This window comes from Pannonibacter sp. (assembly GCF_051860505.1).
In the GTDB taxonomy this organism is placed as follows: domain Bacteria; phylum Pseudomonadota; class Alphaproteobacteria; order Rhizobiales; family Stappiaceae; genus Pannonibacter.
In genome coordinates, this window is record NZ_JBHYDX010000012.1 from 53,358 (window position 1) to 73,105 (window position 19,748).

General features: G+C 62.7%; 20 protein-coding genes. 11 read left to right on the forward strand and 9 right to left on the reverse strand.

Features of this window, described 5'->3' with window-relative positions:
* Window positions 1-192: 192 nt before the first annotated feature.
* The 6 genes from rsfS to ACTIFE_RS10300 all read left to right on the forward strand — a co-directional run bounded on the left by rsfS (window position 193) and on the right by ACTIFE_RS10300 (window position 6,275).
* On the forward strand, window positions 193-603 hold the full coding sequence (rsfS, locus tag ACTIFE_RS10275; protein WP_439529060.1) for a ribosome silencing factor: 411 nt from the start codon (window positions 193-195) through the stop codon (window positions 601-603).
* Between the two features lie 58 nt (window positions 604-661).
* Window positions 662-1,144, forward strand: a complete 483-nt coding sequence (gene rlmH / locus ACTIFE_RS10280) for a 23S rRNA (pseudouridine(1915)-N(3))-methyltransferase RlmH (RefSeq protein WP_439529061.1) — start codon at window positions 662-664, stop codon at window positions 1,142-1,144.
* A 536-nt stretch (window positions 1,145-1,680) separates the two neighbouring features.
* Window positions 1,681-2,979 (forward strand): murein hydrolase activator EnvC family protein, encoded by a 1,299-nt coding sequence (locus ACTIFE_RS10285; protein WP_439529062.1) that lies wholly within the window; start codon window positions 1,681-1,683, stop codon window positions 2,977-2,979.
* Window positions 2,976-4,316, forward strand: coding sequence for a S41 family peptidase (locus ACTIFE_RS10290; RefSeq protein ID WP_439529063.1), 1,341 nt, complete (start codon window positions 2,976-2,978; stop codon window positions 4,314-4,316). The genes ACTIFE_RS10285 and ACTIFE_RS10290 overlap by 4 nt, the downstream gene beginning before the upstream one ends.
* Window positions 4,317-4,484: 168 nt before the next feature.
* Window positions 4,485-5,636, forward strand: a complete 1,152-nt coding sequence (locus ACTIFE_RS10295; protein ID WP_439529064.1) for a divergent polysaccharide deacetylase family protein — start codon at window positions 4,485-4,487, stop codon at window positions 5,634-5,636.
* Between the two features lie 108 nt (window positions 5,637-5,744).
* Window positions 5,745-6,275, forward strand: a complete 531-nt coding sequence (locus ACTIFE_RS10300) for an RNA pyrophosphohydrolase (protein ID WP_439529065.1) — start codon at window positions 5,745-5,747, stop codon at window positions 6,273-6,275.
* Window positions 6,276-6,292: 17 nt separating this feature from the next.
* On the opposite strand, the gene queG is transcribed toward ACTIFE_RS10300, so the two are convergent.
* Window positions 6,293-7,474 carry a tRNA epoxyqueuosine(34) reductase QueG gene (gene queG, locus ACTIFE_RS10305; protein ID WP_439529141.1) on the reverse strand — a complete coding sequence of 394 codons (1,182 nt, stop codon included), beginning with the start codon at window positions 7,472-7,474 and terminating at the stop codon, window positions 6,293-6,295.
* On the reverse strand, window positions 7,471-8,163 hold the full coding sequence (locus ACTIFE_RS10310; RefSeq protein WP_106752594.1) for a glutathione S-transferase family protein: 693 nt from the start codon (window positions 8,161-8,163) through the stop codon (window positions 7,471-7,473). Before ACTIFE_RS10310 ends, queG begins: the two co-directional genes overlap by 4 nt.
* 188 nt (window positions 8,164-8,351) lie before the next feature.
* Here ACTIFE_RS10310 and ACTIFE_RS10315 point away from each other — a divergent pair, with 188 nt between their 5' ends.
* Window positions 8,352-9,158: an undecaprenyl-diphosphate phosphatase gene (locus ACTIFE_RS10315; RefSeq protein ID WP_439529066.1), complete on the forward strand. Its 807-nt coding sequence runs from the start codon at window positions 8,352-8,354 to the stop codon at window positions 9,156-9,158.
* Between the two features lie 6 nt (window positions 9,159-9,164).
* Here ACTIFE_RS10315 and ACTIFE_RS10320 read toward each other — a convergent pair whose 3' ends face one another.
* Window positions 9,165-9,794, reverse strand: a complete 630-nt coding sequence (locus ACTIFE_RS10320; protein ID WP_439529067.1) for a TetR/AcrR family transcriptional regulator — start codon at window positions 9,792-9,794, stop codon at window positions 9,165-9,167.
* On the opposite strand from ACTIFE_RS10320, the gene ACTIFE_RS10325 reads away from it, so the two are divergent.
* On the forward strand, window positions 9,793-10,287 hold the full coding sequence (locus tag ACTIFE_RS10325; RefSeq protein WP_439529068.1) for a DoxX family protein: 495 nt from the start codon (window positions 9,793-9,795) through the stop codon (window positions 10,285-10,287). The genes ACTIFE_RS10320 and ACTIFE_RS10325 overlap by 2 nt on opposite strands.
* On the opposite strand, the gene ACTIFE_RS10330 is transcribed toward ACTIFE_RS10325, so the two are convergent.
* On the reverse strand, window positions 10,235-10,558 hold the full coding sequence (locus ACTIFE_RS10330; protein ID WP_439529069.1) for an AzlD domain-containing protein: 324 nt from the start codon (window positions 10,556-10,558) through the stop codon (window positions 10,235-10,237). The two genes, ACTIFE_RS10325 and ACTIFE_RS10330, sit on opposite strands and share 53 nt — an antisense overlap.
* Complete coding sequence (locus tag ACTIFE_RS10335; RefSeq protein ID WP_439529070.1) at window positions 10,555-11,277, reverse strand: AzlC family ABC transporter permease; 723 nt, start codon at window positions 11,275-11,277, stop codon at window positions 10,555-10,557. Before ACTIFE_RS10335 ends, ACTIFE_RS10330 begins: the two co-directional genes overlap by 4 nt.
* 143 nt (window positions 11,278-11,420) lie before the next feature.
* On the opposite strand from ACTIFE_RS10335, the gene ACTIFE_RS10340 reads away from it, so the two are divergent.
* The 3 genes from ACTIFE_RS10340 (at window position 11,421) to maiA (ending at window position 14,058) form a co-directional block, all read left to right on the forward strand.
* The gene (locus ACTIFE_RS10340) at window positions 11,421-11,984 is read left to right on the forward strand and encodes a helix-turn-helix domain-containing protein (protein WP_439529071.1); all 564 of its coding nucleotides are present in this window, start codon (window positions 11,421-11,423) and stop codon (window positions 11,982-11,984) included.
* 94 nt (window positions 11,985-12,078) lie between these two features.
* The gene (locus tag ACTIFE_RS10345; RefSeq protein WP_439529072.1) at window positions 12,079-13,308 is read left to right on the forward strand and encodes an alpha/beta hydrolase family protein; all 1,230 of its coding nucleotides are present in this window, start codon (window positions 12,079-12,081) and stop codon (window positions 13,306-13,308) included.
* 99 nt (window positions 13,309-13,407) lie between these two features.
* Window positions 13,408-14,058, forward strand: coding sequence for a maleylacetoacetate isomerase (gene maiA / locus ACTIFE_RS10350; protein WP_439529073.1), 651 nt, complete (start codon window positions 13,408-13,410; stop codon window positions 14,056-14,058).
* Between the two features lie 23 nt (window positions 14,059-14,081).
* On the opposite strand, the gene ACTIFE_RS10355 is transcribed toward maiA, so the two are convergent.
* From ACTIFE_RS10355 to ACTIFE_RS10370, 4 genes are all read right to left on the reverse strand, one after another.
* Window positions 14,082-15,872, reverse strand: coding sequence for an alpha/beta fold hydrolase (locus tag ACTIFE_RS10355; RefSeq protein WP_439529074.1), 1,791 nt, complete (start codon window positions 15,870-15,872; stop codon window positions 14,082-14,084).
* Window positions 15,873-15,888: 16 nt separating this feature from the next.
* Window positions 15,889-16,869: a glycoside hydrolase family 5 protein gene (locus ACTIFE_RS10360; RefSeq protein ID WP_439529075.1), complete on the reverse strand. Its 981-nt coding sequence runs from the start codon at window positions 16,867-16,869 to the stop codon at window positions 15,889-15,891.
* Window positions 16,870-16,979: 110 nt separating this feature from the next.
* Window positions 16,980-18,350 (reverse strand): lipopolysaccharide biosynthesis protein, encoded by a 1,371-nt coding sequence (locus ACTIFE_RS10365; RefSeq protein WP_439529076.1) that lies wholly within the window; start codon window positions 18,348-18,350, stop codon window positions 16,980-16,982.
* The gene (locus ACTIFE_RS10370; RefSeq protein WP_439529077.1) at window positions 18,347-19,579 is read right to left on the reverse strand and encodes a glycosyltransferase; all 1,233 of its coding nucleotides are present in this window, start codon (window positions 19,577-19,579) and stop codon (window positions 18,347-18,349) included. The genes ACTIFE_RS10365 and ACTIFE_RS10370 overlap by 4 nt, the downstream gene beginning before the upstream one ends.
* Window positions 19,580-19,748: the final 169 nt, after the last annotated feature.

The following is a 19,748-nucleotide window of genomic DNA, read 5'->3' on the forward strand; positions in this document are numbered from 1 at the left end:
GGCGCAATCTGCACAGTTGCCGTAAACGGGCATTAACGATGGCAAGGCATCTGTCTTGAAATTGTAAGGTCCCGGCAGCTATTCTTGTTGGCAGGTGGCAGGCAAGGTCTGAAACACTGCCACCCTGTTGGTGAACGGCGGCAAGGCGTGCGCATCCGCCACAACTGTTTTTGAAAGGCAGAACACCTGAACATGACCTTTGAAAGCGAGGGGCAGGCTCCGACCGCTCCTCTTCAGTCCGCACTCGGCGACAAAGCCAAGGGCACGCTGATTGAAACGATCCTCGCCAGTCTTGATGACGCGAAGGCGGAAGACGTTGTCTCCCTTGAGATTGCTGGCAAGAGCGCCCTGGCCGATTACATGGTGATCGTCTCCGGCCGGTCGCACCGTCATGTCGGCGCTATCGCCGATCATCTTCTGCGCGATATCAAGGAAGCCGGCTACGGCAACCCGCGCGCCGAAGGCCAGTCCCATTGTGACTGGGTGCTGGTCGATGCCGGTGACGTGATCGTCCACGTATTCCGCCCGGAAGTTCGCGGGTTCTACAACCTGGAACGGATGTGGGCGGCCGATTCGACTGAAACGCCGCACTACGTCGGCTGATTTGCCGGACGTGCGGCCCTGGGCCGGCGGGACTGCTCCCGCCGGAGGCTGATCTTTCATGCGCTATATGATTGCCGCTGTCGGCCGCATGAAGGCGGGCGCCGACCGGGACCTACTCGACCGCTATCTTGACCGCGCCCGCAAGACCGGCAAAGGGCTGGGCGTCAGTTCCGTCGACATGCTCGAACTGCCTGAAAGCCGCGCGGCACGGCCCGAGGACCGCAAGGCCGAGGAAGCGACCGCCCTGCTCGCGGCCCTGTCGCAACGCGCCAGACTTGTTGTGCTGGACGAGACCGGAAAGACGATGACCAGTCCCGCCTTGTCCGACCGTCTGCGCGGCTGGATGGATGAAGGCGCGCCGGAAATCGCCTTTGCCATCGGCGGCGCTGATGGTCATGGACCCGACATGCGCGCCCGCGCCGACGTGGTGCTGGCGCTCGGGGCGATGACCTGGCCGCACCAGATCGTCCGCATTCTCATTGCCGAGCAGATCTACCGCGCCTTCACCATCCAGTCCGGTCATCCCTATCATCGGGTCTGACTGAGCCCGTGCGGCGTCTGAGCCTCGCCAGGGCGTGATGCGCCAGCATCTTAGCGCCCTGGGTATCAGACTTGCCCGTGCGGCGTCTGAGCCTCGCCAGGGCGTGATGCGCCAGCATCTTAGCGCCTTGGGTATCAGACTTGCCCGTGCGGCGTCTGAGCCTCGCCAGGGCGCGATGCGCCAGCATCCCAGCGCCTTGGGCACAAGACTTGCCCATGCGGCATCTGGCCGTTCGAGGCAGGTGGTCTGCCTGCATGCTGCCGTATTTCACCTGCATCACTCTTCTGCGGGGAAAACGGCGCAAAGCTTGGCGCTGTGGTTACCTTGGTAAACACTTCCTTAACGCCCCCGCCTGATGCTTGGGGGATGTGATGCGCGCCTCCGGGATTGTCCGGATGGCGCAAGGCCGGGACAAGCAACGCGTGCTAGGCAGGGGACAAGGGCGGGGCATCGGCGGGAGCCGCGCAAGACAACTTGCTGCGCTCCTGGGACTTGCCTGCATCTTTGCAACCGGCGGTCCCGGCCAAGCGACTGAGTTGCAAACCACGGCGCCTCAAACCACAGCGCCGCAAACCACAGCGTCTGAAACCCAGCCCGGCCTGACGCCGGTCGAGATCGAGGCGCGCCAGCGCAAGGCCGAGCGGGAAGCTGAACTTGCCGCGCTGTCACGCGATATTGAATTGTCTGCGGCCCGTCAGCGCGAGATCGCCCAAGAAATCGCCGCGATTGACCGCGACAGTGCCGAAATCAATGCTGCCGTCCTGCGCACGGCGGCCAAGATCAAGGGACTAGAGGCGGATCTCGCCAACACGGAGCGGCGCTTGCAACGACTGGCGGAAAACGAGGACGCGGTGCGTGTCTCCCTCTGGGAGCGGCGGGGAACGCTGTCCGAAGTGCTGGCCTCCCTGCAGCGCATTGGTCGGCGTCCGCCGCCGGCGCTGGCGGTGCGGCCTGCCGATGCCCTGGCTGCGGTCCGATCGGCGATCCTCTTGAACGCCGTCATGCCGGATCTGCGCATCGAGGCCGAGGCGCTTGCCTCCGACCTCGAGGAACTGACGCGTCTGAAGATCTCCATTGTCTCCGAAAAGGAACGGTTGGTCGGTGATTCGACGCGGCTTGCGGAAGAGCAATCCCGTCTTGAACTGCTGATTGCCGCCAAGCGTCAGCAGCGTGAGGCGACGGCCGGCGTTTTGACGGGCGAACAGAAGCGTGCCGAGGAACTGGCCGGCAAGGCTGGATCTCTCAAGGAATTGATCGCCAGCCTTGAAGCTGAAATCGCCTCTGCCCGTGAGGCTGCGGAAGCTGCAGCCCGGGCAAGTGAACAGCGCGCGGCCGGTGGCCGGCGAAGCACCGACCCCTTTGCCGACGCAGGACGACTGGCCCCGGCCATCGCCTTTGCCGACACAAAAGGCCAGCTTCCGCGCCCGGTTTCCGGCACCTTGCTGAAGGATTTCGGCCAGGCGGATGATTTTGGCGGAGTGACCGAAGGCCAGTCCATCGCCACCCGGGCCGGTGCGCGCATTACAGCGCCCGGCGATGGCTGGGTGGTGTACTCGGGTCCCTTTAGGTCATTTGGCCAACTCTTGATCCTGAATGCCGGCGATGGCTATCATGTCCTCCTGGCTGGGATGGACAGGATCGATGTGGAACCGGGGCAGTTTGTGCTGGCAGGAGAGCCGGTGGGCGTGATGGGTTCCACGCATTGGGCAAGCGCCTCGACGATTGCCTTGGGATCGGCAGATCCTGTCCTGTATGTAGAATTCAGAAAAGATGGCAGTGCGATCGACCCCACACCCTGGTGGGCCCGCACGGAGGAAGAAAAGGTACGCGGATGATTCGGAAAGCTACCCTGCTGTGCACCGGTATCCTGGTCGGCGCTATTGTCGCAACGACGGCCTCCAATCTGCCTCTGCGGCTGAGTGGTGCAGCCAATGCGGCCGCGTCGGACACTTATCGCCAGCTCAATCTGTTCGGCGATGTGTTCGAGCGTGTCCGCTCGGACTATGTCGAGGCGCCCGATGATGCCGAACTGATCGAATCGGCCATCAATGGCATGCTCACCTCGCTTGACCCGCACTCCAGCTACATGTCGCCGAAGACTTTCCGCGACATGCAGGTGCAGACGCGCGGCGAATTCGGTGGCCTCGGCATCGAGGTGACCATGGAGGAGGGCCTGGTCAAGGTTGTCTCCCCGATCGACGACACTCCGGCCTTCAAGGCTGGTGTTCTGTCTGGCGACTTCATCACCCACATCGACGGTGAACAGGTTCAGGGCCTGACCCTGAACGAGGCCGTGGAAAAGATGCGCGGTCCCGTCAAGACCGACATCGAGGTCACCTTGCGCCGCGAGGGCCGGGCCGATCCGCTGGTTCTGAAGATCACCCGCGACGTCATCAAGATCCGCTCCGTGCGTTGGCGCGAGGAGGGCGACGTTGGCTATGTCCGCGTGACCCAGTTCAACGAGCAGACCTTTGACGGCCTGCAGAAGGGCATCGACGAGATCGTCTCCAAGATCCCGGCGGACAAGCTGAAGGGTTTCGTCATCGACCTGCGCAACAACCCGGGCGGTCTGCTTGACCAGGCCATCGCCGTGTCGGATGCCTTCCTCGAGCGTGGCGAGATCGTCTCCACCCGTGGCCGCAATGCCGAGGAAACCCAGCGCTACAATGCCCGCTCCGGTGATCTTGCCAAGGGCAAGCCGGTCATCGTGCTGGTCAACGGCGGGTCCGCCTCTGCGTCGGAGATCGTGGCGGGTGCGCTGCAGGACCATCGCCGGGCCACGGTGCTTGGCACCCGGTCCTTCGGCAAGGGCTCGGTCCAGACCATCATCCCGCTCGGCGCAAATGGCGCGATCCGCCTGACCACGGCGCGCTACTACACCCCGTCCGGCACATCCATCCAGGCCAAGGGCATCCTGCCGGACATCGAGGTCCTGCAGGACCTGCCGGAAGACATGAAGGGCAATGCGGAGACCAAGGGCGAAGCCGGCCTGCGCGGCCACCTGACCTCTGAAAGCACCGAGGGCAAGGAAGAATCCGGCAGCCAGGCCTATGTCCCGGCTGATCCGAAGGATGACAAGCAGCTCAACCTCGCGCTGGATCTCCTGCGCGGTGTGCAGATGAACAGCGCCTTCCCGCCGGTTGGCGGCAAGGCTGCGGTCGTCCCGAACTGAGACCGAGCTGCGGCTCAAGTTTCCCGTCTGGTCCCGTGTGTCGCGTAAGGGAGCCAGGCCGGAGGCCTTGAGCCGCAGCCTGATATCCCGCAAGGGAACAGAAGATGCGCCGGATGACCCCGGCGGAAGTTTGCCCAGGATGGGCCTCAAGCACTGGCAAGACGCGACATGGCCGGAAATGACCTGACAGCCCCCCTTGGCATGGGCAAGCGGAAGTTCTTCCGCATGCCTTTTGGCCTGATCGGCATGGGTATCATGACGGTCATTCTGATGACCGGACTGGTCTGGATTGGCGTGGTGGAAGATCCGCTCGGCGGGGAGCCGACGGCTTTCGTTCCGCTTGAGCGCACGGTCGAGGGCCTGTCGTCGCGGGATATCGCCGTTGTCGAGCTGAATGCCGACATTCCGGGCGATTCCAAGCCGGATGGCGTTCAGGCCCGAGTCGACACCCTGGGTCCGCGCTTCGAAGATGCTCCCGTCGGTGCTGAACTGAATGTTGCCTCGCGCCGCGAGTTGTCCGTGCTGCCGGACGACCGCGTCACCGAGCGAGCCGATCATGGGCTTGTGCCGAAAGTCGGCATCGATGGCATCCGTCCGCTCGATCTCTATGCCAAGCAGATTGCCGCCGAACCGGCCTCCGCGCCGCGGATTGCCATCATCATCGGCGGCATAGGCCTGTCGGAAGCCGGCAGCCGCAATGCGCTGGAAAATCTGCCGCCGGATGTCACCTTCGCTCTCGCTCCCTATGGCGACCGGCTCGACCGCTGGATGCGCGAAGCCCGTACCGCCGGCCATGAACTGCTGCTGCAGTTGCCGCTCGAGCCGTTTGACTATCCGGACAATGATCCAGGCCCGCATACGCTTCTGGTCAGCCTGCGCGGTCCAGAGTTCATGGACCGTCTCTACTGGCTGCTCAGCCGCTTCACCAACTATGTCGGCGTGATCAATCACCACGGCACCCGGTTCACGGCGACCGAGCCATCCATGCAGTATCTGCTTGAGGAGATTACGCGGCGTGGCCTGATGTTTGTCGACGACGGCTCCTCGTCGCGCACGGTTGCGCCCGCCGTTGCAAACGCCGCGCAGACCCCGTTCAGCCGGGTCGATATCGTGCTGGATGCGATCCCGAAGGCCGATGAGATCAACGCCCGCTTGTTGCAGCTCGAAGGCCTCGCCCGTTCGCGTGGCACTGCCGTGGCCGCGGGAACGGCATTGCCGGTCACGATCAAGGCCCTGGAGGAATGGTCGCGCGATCTCGAGCAACGCGGCCTGATGCTGGTGCCGATCAGTGCGACGGTTGATCGCGCGCCGCAGGGCTGACCCAGCACGTCATCCATGCTTTCCTTGCAGCAGAACACCGGATAAACCCGCAGCATCCGACCCGCGCGGCTGCGGCCGCGCCCCCGCAAGGTTCCCAGGGAGAACTCCGTGCAAGGCCCATTGTTTGACCCCGCCCGGCCCGATGCCATCAATGGCCTGCCCTACAGGCCCTGCGTCGGCATCATGCTGATCAACCGGGACGGGCTGGTCTGGGCCGGCCGCCGCCATGACGGGCATGGCAAAGTCGATCCTGGATTTGCCTGGCAGATGCCCCAAGGTGGGATCGATCCCGGCGAGGATCCGCTCGAGGCTGCGCGGCGTGAGCTTTTCGAGGAAACCTCGGTCGCCAGCACCACACTGCTGGCTGAAGCGCCGGACTGGTTCCTCTACGACTATCCGCTGGACGTGATCGCCACGGCGCGGCGCGGCAAGTTTCGCGGTCAGGCGCAGAAGTGGTTTGCCTTCCGCTTTGACGGAGACGACAGTGAAATCAACATCCTGACGCCACCCGATGGCCATTCCCAGGAGTTCAGCGATTGGCGCTGGGAGGAGGCCCACCGCCTGCCGGGCCTGATCGTGCCGTTCAAGCGTCAGGTCTATGAGGAAGTTGTCGCCGCATTCGCGCATCTGACCCAGTAAAGGTCCGCCCGGCGCGGTTAGTGCCGGATGTCTTCTTGGGCACCTGTCAGCGTTGCCCGCCACTCAGCCCGGACACCGTCATCTGTCTCGGCGGATGCCAGCCTTTGACGCACCATGTCAAGTTCGGCAGCAGGCAGCAGCCGGCCGAGTGCCCATACTGCAACTCCCCGCACCACAGGCGCCGCATCGCCGGCAAGGCGCAGGATGTCGGGGATCAGGCTCCCGTCACCGCTGTTGCCTGCCGCAATGAGGCAATTGCGCAGGAACCGGTCGCGGCCGATACGCTTGATCGGCGAGCCGGAGAACATCTGGCGAAAGGCTGCGTCATCGAGTTTCAGCAGGCCCGCCAGCGGTGGATCAACGAGATCTGCCCGCGCCTGCAGCTTGGCCTCCTGAGCCGCCTGGGCGAACTTGTTCCAGGGGCAGGCGGCCAGGCAATCGTCACAGCCGTAGATCCGGTTACCCATGGGCTGCCTGAACTCATGCGGGATAGGCCCGGCGTGTTCGATGGTGAGATAGGACAGGCAGCGCCGGGCATCGAGCCGATAAGCCTCGGGAAAGGCATCCGTCGGGCAGGCTGTGAGGCAAGCCTTACACGAGCCGCAATGGTCCGTTTCCGGCGTATCCGGCTCCAGCTCTGCAGTCGTGAAGATGGAGCCGAGAAAGAACCATGACCCCAGTTGCCGCGACACCAGGTTGGTGTGCTTGCCCTGCCAGCCGGTGCCGGCGGCAGCGGCCAGCGGCTTCTCCATCACGGGGGCTGTATCCACGAACACTTTCACATCGCCGCCGCTGCGCGAGACGAGAAAACTGGCCAGTTCCTTCAGCTTGCCCTTGATGACGTCATGATAGTCCCGGTGCCTGGCATAGACCGAAATACCAGCCACTGTCGGATCGGCCAGGTGCGTCAGCGGATCCCGGTCGGGGCCATAGTTCATCGTCAGGATCAGGATCGAGCGAACCTCCGGCCACAACACCCGCGGGTCGGCGCGCCGGGCTTCGGTCTCAGCCATCCACGCCATTGAGCCGTGGAAGCCGGCGTCGAGGAAATGCCGTAGCCGTGCAGGGGCTTGCGGGATGGCATCGGGCCGCGTTACCGCAAGCGAACTGAACCCGAGCGCCTGAGCTTTTGCATCCAGTGCCGCCCTTAGTTTGCGGCCGGTTGGCGCTGATGCGGCCTCTGGTGTTGCCGCTGTCAGAAGTCGAGATCCGCGTAGCTGTGCGCCGGCGGCATGCCGAGCATCTTCTCGGCCAGCAGGGGCCGGAAGCTCGGGCGCGACTTCACCCGGGCATACCAGGCCTTGACGTTGTCCTCTTCTGCCCACGGCACCTCGCCCAGATAGTCGGCACAGGAGAATTCGGCGGCCAGGGCAAAATCTGCAAAGCTCAGGCGGTCACCGGCCAGCCATTTGCGCGAGGCTGCAAGATAGCCGAAATAGCGCATGTGGTGGTGAATGTTCGCACGCGCGATGCGCAGGATTGCCGAATCCGGTTCGCCGCCGCCAACGGAGCGCGGCATGTCCTGCTTGTAGATCCGTTCGCGCACGAAATGGCCCACCACCTCGTCATCGAACTTGCGCAACGCCCAGTCGACCAGCCGCCTTGTTTCGGCGCGGCGGTCCGGATGATCGGGCATCAGCCGGCGATCAGCCATGGCATAGCCGCGCGTCTCGTCGAGATATTCCATGATCGGCAACGGGCCACAGATCGGCGGCCCGTCGTTTTCGACCAGCACCGGAACGGTCCCGGCCGGATTGAGCATCAGGAATTCCCGATGCCGCTCCCACGGGTTGACGGACTTCAGCTCGAAGTTTGCCCCGTACTCACCGAGCAGCAGGCGCACAAAACGGGCAGACGGAGAGAACGGATGATGATAGAGCGTGAGCATTAAGTTGATTGGACCTTCAGCGCCGCGGCCCCCCAGCGCGCGGACACCAGATTAGTAGGATATGGTTAGCATCCTGTTTCCGTTCCGCCGCCTCTCGGCCATCGCGAAGTCCGCATAGACCACGCCACGCCGGTTGTTTCAATCCCATCCATACCCATCAGGGAAGTCTTTTCGAGGAGCCAATTGTCATGACGAGCGACACCATTGTCAGCGCCTTCCTGCTCGGAATTGTCGAGGGCCTGACGGAGTTCATTCCTGTTTCCTCGACCGGACACCTGCTTCTTCTGGGGCATTTCCTCGGCTTTGAAAGCACCGGCAAGACGTTTGAGGTGCTGATCCAGTTCGGCGCGATCCTCGCGATCCTGTCAGTGTATTTCGGTCGCCTGTGGAAAGTTTTTGTCGGCCTGCCGCATGACCCGGCGGCCCGCCGCTTTGCCGCCAGCGTTCTCCTCGCCTTTTTCCCGGCTGTGGTGATCGGCGTTCTGGCGCATGATTTCATCAAGACGGTGTTGTTCGAATCGCCAACGCTCGTCTGCATCACGCTGATTCTGGGTGGCTTCGTGCTGCTGGCGGTTGATCGCCTGCCGCTGACCCCGCGCTACACCAACGCGATGGAATATCCTCTCGGTCTCAGCCTCGCCATCGGCTTCTGCCAGTGTCTGGCGATGGTGCCGGGTGTGTCGCGATCCGGGGCGACCATCGTCGGCGCGCTGCTGATGGGCACGGACAAGCGCTCGGCAGCGGAGTTCTCGTTCTTCCTGGCCCTGCCGACCATGGCCGGTGCCTTCGCCTATGATCTCTACAAGAACCGCGACGTCCTCTCGATGGATGATGCGGCCATCATCGGCATCGGCTTTGTCACCTCCTTCATCGCCGGCGCCTTCGTGGTCAAGACCCTGCTCGACTTCGTCAGCCGCCACGGCTTCGCCCCTTTCGCCTGGTGGCGCATTATCGCCGGCAGCATCGGCCTCGCCGCGCTTTATGCGTTCGGTTGAGGCGTTTCAACTCGTCTGTGTGGGGCTGGACAGGCCTGCGAGATAGGTTGCGGTCGTCACTTCGACGAGCCTGTCGAGCGTGTCACCCTGCATCAGGTCCTTTGCCAACTGGCGGTCGCTGATCAGGATGGCCAGCCCGTGTACAAGGGCCCACGCACCAACAGTCGCTTCCCGCTGATGCGTTCCGGTCAGGCCGGAGACGGCAGCACTCAGCCTGGAGAATGCTTCCGCGGAGGAGGCTTCGAGGTCTGGAGACGTGCCGTCCCGAGGGTGCCGCATCATCAGGTCGAACAGGTTCCGGTTTGCGAGTGCAAACCGGACATAGGCGTGGCCGAGGCGTTGCAGGGCCGGTGTGTCGCCCGGCAGCGCTGCCGCCCGATCCAGTTCAGTGGACAACTGCCGGAAGCCACGGGCCGCCAGTGCAGCCATCAATGCCTCCCTGCTGCCGAAATGCCGGTAGGACGCGGACGCCGATACGCCGAGCTGTCTTGCGATTTCTCGCAGGCCGATTTTTTCAGCCGGTAGCTGCTCCAGCATGGCGTTTGCGGTGTCGAGCATCGTCGTCGCCAGATTGCCGTGATGATAAGGGACTTCACTCATGTTGACGCCGTTCACATAATGAGGTGCGTCTGTCATGATGTTTCTGGCTTTTGTTGTCGGTACTGCTGCCCTTACTCTGTTAGGTGACCGGCTTGGCATCGCCTCTCTCCCTGATTGGGCCAGCCGCTTGCGGCTCGGCCTGGCTGCAGCCCTGGTGTTTTTTGGCGTTGATCACTTCCTGTCGGTTGGACGCTATGTCCCGATGATCGAAGGCTTTGTTCCCTTTGCGGAGCAGGTGGTGCTGGTGACAGGAGCTTGCGAGATCGCCGGCGCCATCGGCCTTCTGGTGCCAGCCACGCGGCGCCTCGCCGGCATTATGCTGGCGATCTACTTCGTCTGTGTCTTTCCGGCGAACATTGCCAATGCATTGAATGGGCTCGCCGTCGATGGGCTGCCGTCTTCAGGCTGGTACTATTGGGTACGTCTGGTGTTTCAGCCGCTCTATGTCTGGCTGGCGCTGTTCGCTGCCGGCATTGTCACGCAACGCCAAGTGCCCGCAGACCTGCAGCCGTTGCCGCTGCGCCGATGACGATCACGGGAAACGGCATCTTCGCAAAATAGAGGACAGCGGCAGCCGCAACACCGAGTGGCCGCGCCCAACCGGCAAAGCCGCCCCCGTCGAGCAACGCCGAGTTCACCACCAGCGACAGCAGCATGATGACTGCCGCCATGGTGAAAAGCCGTTGCAGGGCGGGTGACAGGCTCAGCCGGCCGTGCAGCAGCGGCCCGGCTGCGCGAAAGGCAAAGGTTCCTGCGGCGAGCGCAAGGATCGCGGTGATCGGCATGACGGCGCTGCTCATTCGGCTGGCTCCTCACTGGGGAGAGGTTCAGTCCCGTGTTTCTGTCCGATCAGGGCGATGAGCCCGACGAGTGATACCAGCACCGGCACGCCGGCCGGCAGGTACGGCGTCAGCAACAGGCCAACGGCCGCGCCAAGTGCGGCAGCGGCTTGCGTCCGGCGGCCTTTCAGCGCCGGCAGCACCAGTGCCAGAAGGACAGCCGGGAAGGCGGCGTCGAGCCCGAATGTCGCCGCATCCCCCAAGGTCTCACCCATGACCGCACCGAGGGCGGTGCCAATGTTCCACGATAGGAACAGGCTGAGCGCGCAGGCCCAGTACAGCGCCCGGCTGCACTGCGGGTTGCTGTCCTTGAGTGCAAAGGCAAGGGACTCGTCCGTCAGAACATGCGCCCCGAGAACGCGCTGCAACAGGCTGCCTTTCAGCCGGTCTGCAATGGAAAAGCCGAAGGGCAGGTGGCGGGCGTTCAGGATCAACCCGGCCAGGACCGCCGCGACAGGACCGCCGCCGGCGAGGATCACGCCGATGGCAGCAAACTGCGAGGCGCCGGCAAACACCACCAGCGACATCAGGATAGGAACCCAGACCGGGAAGCCGCCGCCGGTGGCAATAGCGCCGAAGGACAGGCCGACAATCGCCGCAGCCACGCCCACAAGGGCGACGTCGCGGAGGTCCTGACGGGTCAGGGGTTCGAAGATTGGCGTTTGAAATATCGTCCACATGTTTGCTAAACTGAACGAAGCTCAATCGTTCGTCAAGGCGAACGATTGAATTTTATTTCGAACGGAGCAAGCCGCTGACGCCGTCTGACAGCCCCACACCGGACTTCGCATCGGCCGGATCTCTCCAGACTTCCGAGCCGGCCATGGGTTCCGGCGCTGATGATCTGATGCAATGGATTGCCTACTCCTTGCGCCAAGAGCGGGAAAAGGCCGGTATCAGCCTCAGCGAACTGGCCCGCCGGGCCAATCTGTCGAAGTCGACGCTGTCACAGGTCGAGGCCGGCAACGGCAATCCCAGCGTCGAGACCTTGTGGACGCTGGCGGTCACTCTCGGGGTTCCGTTCAGCCGGCTGGTTGATCGTCCGCGCCGGGTCCCGGCACGTCTGATCCGGGCGGGCGAGGGGCCGGCCACCCGTTCGGAACTGGCCGACTACACCGGCACCTTGCTGAGCGCCGGCGCACAGTCCGTCCGGCGCGATCTGTACCGGCTGGACATCCAGCCCGGTCGCGTGCGCCGGTCACCGCCCCATATCCCGGGTACGGTCGAGCATGTCATCGTGGCAACCGGTCGAGCCCGGCTGGGGCCTGTGGATGCGCTGGAGGAACTGCTCCCAGGCGACTACTTTGCCTATCCGGGCGACGTGCATCACAGCTACGAGGCACTGGAGCGGAATACCGTTGTCGTGCTTTTGATGGAGCACGCCTGAGGTAGCGCCAAATGCATGTTGCGCTAACTGTTTTTTCTCTCCTTTGGTGTACCGAATGGGGGACTGCCGCCCATCCCAGCTGCCGAGGTATCCTGTGCTCCCTGTTGTCCTGACGCTTCGCCGACTTGTTCTTGCACTCACGGCTGTTGCTGGTCTGAGTTTCCTGCCAGCTCCGGGGGCGCATGCGGATGAGCCCGTCGTCAGCGTGTCCAGCGGTGTTTCCTATCAGTTGATCGGCCGCTGGGATGTCGACAAGCTGAACGAGATCCTGACCAAGGATACGCCCGCCTTCGCCGGCATCACCGAGACCTATACGCCGGCGACCAATGCTGTCCGGCTCTATCGTGTCACCTATCCGTCGGTCATTCCGGAGCACAACAGCAAGCCGACGATTGCCACGGGCCTGCTCGCCGTGCCGGAGATTGCCGCCACCGCGCTGCCGCTGGTGTCCTACCAGCACGGCACGGTTTACGGACGCCAGGAGGTGCCGTCCTTCCCGGATCAGTCCCCGGAAACCCAGCTGATGATCGCGCAGTTCGCAGGGCAGGGCTATCTGCTCATCGGCGCTGATTATTTCGGCATGGGCCTGTCGACAGAGCCGGAAGGCTACATGGTCAAGGCCAGCCACCAGCAGGCCACCACTGACATGCTGACCGCCAGCCGCGCCGTCATAGCCGACATGAAACTCTCAGACACCGGGCTCTTTCTTGCCGGCTGGTCACAGGGCGGTTTTGTAGCGATGGCGATGCTGGAAAAGCTGGAGCGCGACGGCGTTGCGGTGAAGGCAACGGTTACTGCCAGTGCACCGCTGGACGTGTTCGCCGCGCTGAACGGCTTCCTCAACTTCCCGCGCAAGAACGATGCGGTCTGGGTCAACAGCCTGTTCATCCTGTCGAGCTTCTCTTTCGAGAATTACTACGGCATTCCGGGTCTTGCCCGCTCGCTCTTCACCGACGAGACCTATGATCTTGCCCGCAAGGCCTATGTCCGCGAGCCGGTCGACCCGGCCTCCATCCCGACGGACCTGAAAAAGCTCATCCGCCCGGAATATTTTGACGCGCAGTATTTCGCGGCATCTGCCTATGGTCGCCTGATCGCCGAAACCCAGTCCTATCGCTGGGTGATCAAGACCCCGGTGCGCAACTATTACGGCGACACCGACGAGGCGATCACCGTCGGCGTTGCCAAGATGGCGCAGAACTATCAGTCGGCCATGGGTGCCGGCAATCCGATGGCGGAAGCCATTTCCACCGGCGACACCAGCCACCGCGGCACCTTTGCTCGCGCCGTGCCGCAGTGGAAGATCTGGTTCGACGGCAAGTAGGACCCTGCCGGACGGGGCGATAGCCACAGTCGGCGCTTGACGGGGATTGGTTGCATTTGCAATCAATCGTCCCCTGTCCATCCAGACCGGGAGAGCGCCATGGGCGAGGTCGTCCTTCACACCTATTTCCGCAGTTCCACGTCCTTTCGCGCCCGCATTGCGCTGAACCTCAAGGGCGTCGACTACCGCCCTGAGTTCCATCACCTTCGGCTCGGCAAGCATCGCGATCCGGCCTATCTTGCGGTTAACCCGCAAGGGCTGGTCCCGACGCTGGTGTGGTCGGACGGCATGGTGCTGTCCCAGTCGCTGGCAATCATCGAGTTTCTGGATGAGGTGATCCCGGAGCCGGCGCTGCTGCCGCGTGACCCGGCCGGTCGCGCCCGGGTCAGGGCCCTCTCACAGATGATCGCCTGCGACATCCACCCGGTGAACAACCTGCGCATCTTGAACGCCCTGCGCAGCCGTTTTGGCGCAGATGACGCAGCGGTCGCCGACTGGTTCCGCACCTGGGTTGCAGAGACCTTCGGCCCGCTGGAACTGCATCTTGCCAATGATCCGCAGACCGGCCGCTTCTGCCATGGCGACACGCCGACGATGGCCGACATCTGTCTCGTCGCGCAGGTCGCCAACAACGGCCGCTTCGGCGTCGACATGGAGCCCTATCCGGTCATCCGGCGCATCCACGCCGCCGCCATGGAACTCCCCGCCTTCATCGCCGCCGCTCCGCAGAACCAACCCGACACGGAGTAGTCCGGGCTGGCCGTCGCCCAGCGTCAGCTGCCCTCGCGTTCCATCGCCTGTCGCAACAAGGCGTCCCGAACGGCCTTGCGTGCAGTCAGGGGGGTCAGATTATGGTCCGTATCGGCAAGGAAGGTCACTGTCAGACCGGCATAGCGTCCGGCATCGCGGCCACGTGGTCCCAAGGCCTGCGCAAGGAACGCAAGCCCCGGATCGCCTTCGCTGTAGACGAGGTCCGTCCTCTGGCCACGCTGACTGAGCGTTGCAAGGTCAGTGTTGATCTGCCGGTGCAGCCGTGAGGATGTCGTCAGACCCAGCGCATATGGTGCGCTGGCCCGTTCAAGCCTGTTCAAGGCACGCCGGATCAAAAAGCCGATGAGCGCAAAGACAGGAACATCGCCTTTGAGCAGCTTCTTCATCCGCGCCGGATCGAACAGTTTGCGGGCGTAGTCGGCCGTATCGCCATGGTCGAAGCGCAAGAGGTCGCCGATGTTCTCGCGCGGATCCCACAAGAACCGCTGCAGGTTGACACAGACAGCGCCTTTGATGCGCGGATCGGCGATGGCCCCGCGCAAGGCGAGGTAGGCGCCGCTGCAGGCCCCGGTCGCGATGATCTCGCCGGCGTCTCTTGTCTCCAGAAAGGCAAGCGCATCGGTGATGTCTTCCTGCTGCCTTGCGCTGTAATGCACCGGGTCCGGCGCACCGGGGGCTGCCGCGCTGTCGCCGATGTCGGAGACATCCAGCCGCAGGGAAGCAATGCCCTGCCGGGCCAGATCCCGTGCGGTCTCCCGTGTCGCCAGTCCCCAACCGGCGCGCGGCGTGCCGCCTGCGGTCAGGAACAGGATCGCGCGTCCGCGCCGGGCGTGTTCTTCCGGTTCGCACCAGGTGCCGACCAGGGTGCCCCGGCGTCCGAGCGTCACGACGTCCTCGCAGAACCCCAGACCCGTCACACGGGCCGAAAGCCCAGCCGGCAATCCGTCGCTTGGCGCGGCAGCGGCAGCAGAAGCAGAAGGGACAGGCGACGGCGCACTGGGAAGCGTCTGGCGCACCCATTTCCCGATGGCCGCAAGGTCTGCCAGCGGAGGTGTCGAGAGGGTCGGGTCGGTTACCAGGTCGTCATAGCCAGCAAACGGTACACTGGCCGCGCCGGTGGAGTTGGCCAGCAGTGCTGTAGCAAAGTCTTCTTCTCCCGTTCGTCCCGGACGCGGCAGGCACAGGACCGGGCATTTGCACGGAATAGCGGCTTCGCCAAGGCTTGCCGCCCTGATGTCGCGCGAAAGCCCTTCGCTCATGGCAAGGCCGGCGACGCTCATTGCGGCCCCTTCGGGCAGTTCGGGCGCGATCCGGGTGCGCTCGGCAATCATCGCGCCGCGAATCTGCGCCTCGCGCAGGTAAAGCCGTCCGGACAGCAGCGGTGCCATGAGCACGAGGGCGCCGATACTCTGGCGGTTGCGTGCCATCCGTCGTGCCGCCAACAGCGTGCCGAGGCCGAGGCCGGCCAGAACGATCTGCTCCGCTCCCGTTTCCCGCTGCAGCGCCTCGATTGCGGCATCCAGTGCTGTGTCCAGCATGTCGATGCCGGTTACCGCTTCCGGGGCAATCGCCGACCCGCCCATTCCCGGCAGATCGAACCGCAGCACCGGATAACCCTCGCGCGCCAGCAACTCCGCCAGAAGGCGCATGCTGCGTCTTGCACAAAGACCCTCATAGCCCCAGTCCTCGATCAGCACCACGCCGGTCAGTCCGGCTGGACCAAGCAGCAGGGCTGGGGATCCATCAAGGGCGAGGGGCCGCGGCCGCAATTGGCTGTCAGAGGGAGCGGTCATGGGTGGGGTCCAGGTGTTATCGGGTACTGCGAAGGCCGGGAAGGGAGGCGGTCATCGACGCACATTGCGGAATTTCTCCAGCGCTTCCTAGCACATGAGGCTCCAGTACATCCATCTGTGGCCGATCCTGACCGCCGCGTGTCGCCGGCTGGATCGACAAGGGGTAGTCGCCCCACCAGTCTCCAGCCGCCCAGTAGGTCCAGCCGATCCAGGTGTCCGGGTTGGCGTTGATGAAACCGGTCATCTCGTCAATTGCCGTAAGGCAATCGGGGGAGGATGTGCCGCCGAACTCGCTCAGGATGGCCCGCTTGCCGGATTCCGTGAGCCAGTCCGTCACCCTTTGCAAGGCATCAATGGCTATGTCTTTTGCCGGGCAGGTACGATTGGTACCGGAAAAATCTTCGTCCGGATACTGATGGATGTCATAGGCATAGTTGTCGAGCGGATCGACAACCCCGTTCATCACCTGCGCATTGCTGCCGCCATTCTGCTCGGCATGCCAGTGGTAGGCGCTGGTCCATATCGTCCCGGGGACGAGGATCATGTTGTCCGCGCCGGTCGCTCGGATCGCGGCAATGCCGGCATTGGCGGAGGGTAGCCAGAAAGCGGCATCCATAAAGTCCGGTTCGTTCTGCAGCAGGAAGATGATGTCGTTGTCGCTTGCGTAGAGACTGGCCAATCTCCGCCAGAAATCCGCAAAGGCGCTCGCAGGGACTTCGCGGGAGCCGATTTGTTTGCCGAAGTGGCGCGCATTGGTGTGCGGCGACAGGATGACCTTGAAGCCCATGCTTTTCGCCGTCGCGACACTGTCGACGAGCGGCTGCAGTTCGTTCATGTCGAAGGGGTTGTACAGCACCGGTTGCAGTCGTTCCCATTTGAAGGGAAACCGCACCACATTCATGCCCTTGCCTGCCAGGTAAGTCAGGGTTTCTCGCGTCGGATAGAAATGCGTGGTCCCGAGTTTGCCGATTGTGTCGCCGAACTCGGCACCGGCCACATTGGCTCCGCGCAGGCACTGGGCGGCACGGGCTGCCTCGGAAGACGAGAGCATCAGACATGAGGCCAGCCCGATCGATGCTGCGGTTGCAACCCTGGCCCAACGCTGGTTCATCGAGTTTGCTCCTCAGGATCCGGCTCATCGCGGCTTGAACGCCAGCGACGCAAGGCGACGAATACGGTTGTCGCCATCGTGTCTACCCCGACCTGTTTCAGGGTCCAGTTCCGGCAGATCACCAGAACGGCAAGGCCATGCACCAGACCGGCAATCGCAACCCCCGCCATTCCCAGGTAGATGCCCATCAGGACAAGTGCTGCAACATAGACCGCAAAGACAACACTGCGCATGGCGAGGAAATAGCGTTCCCCGCCGCCGATCATCATCAGATTGGTCCCTGGGCCAAAGAAGGCATGGGTAAGCGGTGCCAGACACAGGATGGCAAGCACTTCAAAGTGATCGGCAAAAGAGGGTTCGAACAGTGACAGGGCAAACTTGCCGATCAGCATCATGAAGCCGAAGGCAAGGCAGGTTCCCACGAAGCTTGCGGCAGACAGCAGCGAGACCAGACGTTGAGCGCCCGGCACATCGCGTTCCTGCAGCTTTGCAGAAACCATTGGAACACCGATCGTATCAATGATCGTGACCGGCAGCATCAGCAGCGCGGCAAGCCGGAAGGCCACAAAGTAGAAGGCCGCAGCCTCGAGGCTGAGGAAGATGCCGATCAGGATCGTTTCGAGATAAAGCGCTGCCGAGACGAAGAAGCTGTTCGCGGTGAAGAACAGGCTTTCCTGCGTCCAATTCGAACGGGTCTCCGCGTCGAGCCCTGATGTTCTGGCCTTGAGGAACCCAAATCCCTCGATGCCCACAAGCCGGTAGGCCTGATAGCCGACAACCGCGACAAGCAGCACCGTAACGACTTCCATCGCCCTGGCGCCGGAGGTCAGAAGACCGGTATATGCCGCGAGCGGCAAGGCAATGAGTGACAGGATGCGCCAGATGTTTTCCCGTGGCGTTAGCGCGAGGCCAATGTTTCCGCGTACGCGGAAATAGTACTGCATGTACTCGCTTATAGAAAAAACACAGGCGAAGATCAGGGCAATCGGCAAAGCATCATACTGATGCGGGACATCGACAGCAAAGAACTGGACTGCCGCTGCGGCGATCAACATCACGGCGATGCCCGACGCGATCCACTTCATGTTTGTGAACAGCAGATTGCGGTTGAGCGCAGCATGCTCGGGGCCGTCATTGCTGCGGAAGTGTTTCAGCAGCAGGACGTTCTGGCCAAGCACCAGGACAAGGCCGAGGGACGAGCCAACAGAGAACAGAAAATTGTAGAGACCGTATTCCTCGATCGACAGCACCCGGCTTGCCATCAGAAGGACAGCAAAGCTGAGTACGGGAGAGGCCATCCGGCTGAAGAAGGACCAGACGAATTCCTTGAGATTAACCTTGGAGCGCAAGGACGAAAGGAGACTCATCGCGTCTGGAACTTTCTCGCAAGCTGTTCGCGGTGGCCATGCCGTGTCATCACGTCACCGAGGAAGGTCCTGAACTCGACGCCAAGATGATCCGGAAGATAACCGTGCGCGGAGGCAAGCGCGCCGCGCGACAGTCGCTCATAAGTGGTTGGGGACCCGGCCAGCCGCAAGATCGCTTCCCGGAGTGCCCCGGCATCTGCCGGCGGGACATGGAAGCCGTTCACACCATCCGCGATGTTCTCGGCGACACCGCCAATGCTCGTCGAAATCACCGGCACCGCATGGGCGAAGGCCTCGATGGAGGCCCGTCCAAAAGCTTCGCGTCCAATCGAAGGGTAAACGAGCACGTCGATTTCCTTGAGGTATTCGTCCGCTTTTACCCAGCCGTAAAAAATTGTCCGGTCAGCCGGGAAACGACGGCGGACTTCTTCGCCATAATTGTCCCGTTCCGCTCCCTCGCCAGCGATATGGAACTCGACATTTGCGTCTGCAGGCATCATGGCTGCAGCATCGCCAAGATAGGCCACGCCCTTGAAATGGCTGTGCAGGCCGAGGAAGCCGACCCGCAGGGGCCGGTCGGCCGGGAACGGACGGGGCGTCTCGGCAAACAGGCGCGGCAGGACGGCCGGAATGCGTTTCATGATGGCATTGGGAAAATATCCTTCTGCCATATGCCTGTTCAGGACGTCCTGGCTTTCGCCAACGACGCCGTCGACGTAGCGGGTAAAGAATCTCTTTCCAAGTGAGCTGGCTTTGCAGGAACCGCACTGGCGCGTGCAGTTCTGCGAATTCTTCTGCATCACCGAGTTCCAGCACATCAGAAACGAGTTGAACGCCGTATGCGCGACCGGCAGGCCGGCGAGCTTTGCCGCAGCCCAGCTGGCCACGTTGATGTTCTCGATGCTGACCGTCATCAGCATGTCGGGTTTTACTTCCGCAATCTGCCGCCGCATTGCCGACAGCGCGAAGGGATTGCCATTTTCCAGAAGGTGCCAGATCGGCTTCTTCCAGTTTGGCCGCCGTTTCAGATAGTCCCAATAGATGTTCGGGCTCTTGATCCGCCGCACCGGGATGCCCTGCACTTCGCCCAGTTCGTTGCGGTCTCCGACATTGACGACAGTGACGTCAATTCCCTGGCCTTGCAGCATCTTGGCAAGCATGAACGAGGACGTCTGGGCACCGCCTGGCAGGTTCGGGGGGAAGGCAGCACAGGCCATCAACAGTCGCATCTCGGTCAAGCCCTCCAGCAAGTTCGCTGTGCGCATCCTAGGAGGGGAGTGTTGAGGAACGGTAATTCTGCCGGAAATTTAATCAAATCAAAAATATGTAACCGTTTGTCTATGTGAAAGTTAATTATGAGATAATCTGTAAATACACAAAAATTTAACGTTAGTTTTG